Here is a 587-nt window from a genome sequence, read left to right on the forward strand (position 1 = left end):
GCAGCAAAATGGTGTTGAAGTTTGGTATCAGCCCAAAGTGAACGCCCGTGATTTCAGTATCAATGGCGCAGAGGCTTTAGTACGTTGGAAACATCCGGTTGAGGGCTACATTAGCCCAGGATCATTTATTCCTGTGGCGGAACGACCAGGTTTGATTGAGCATCTGGGTCGCGTGGTGATGCGTGATGTATTCAACACCGTAAAACGCTGGAAACAACAAGGCATTTTGCCGGGTCGCGTCGCGATCAACCTGTCTCCAGAACAGTTTGGCAACCCTCAGTTGATCGACTTTATGGAGAAGCTGCTGCGCACAACCGAACTTGATCCAAGTTGCATCACGTTTGAGCTAACGGAAAGCGCGGTGATGAGTGACAGCGAACATACGCTGCAAATGCTGAATGCGATTAAAAAGCTGGGCTTTGCTTTGTCGATCGACGACTTTGGCACTGGGTATTCGTCACTGTCGTATTTAGCTCGTTTCCCGATTGATGAACTAAAAATCGACCGTGCATTCATTAATGACATTGACGCCCTGCCAAAACAGGTGACCGTCATCGAGAACATCATCAACTTGGGCAAATCTTTGG

The 587-nt window shown here is 48.4% G+C and carries 1 protein-coding gene; it reads left to right on the top strand.

Annotated elements, in window-relative coordinates; translation table 11 throughout:
• On the top strand, positions 1 to 587 hold a 587-nt coding region (locus R7Z49_RS26435), incomplete at both ends, for an EAL domain-containing protein (RefSeq protein ID WP_318112621.1).

It is taken from the genome of Vibrio sp. 1562 (assembly GCF_033340155.1).
Taxonomy (GTDB): Bacteria; Pseudomonadota; Gammaproteobacteria; order Enterobacterales; family Vibrionaceae; genus Vibrio; species Vibrio alginolyticus.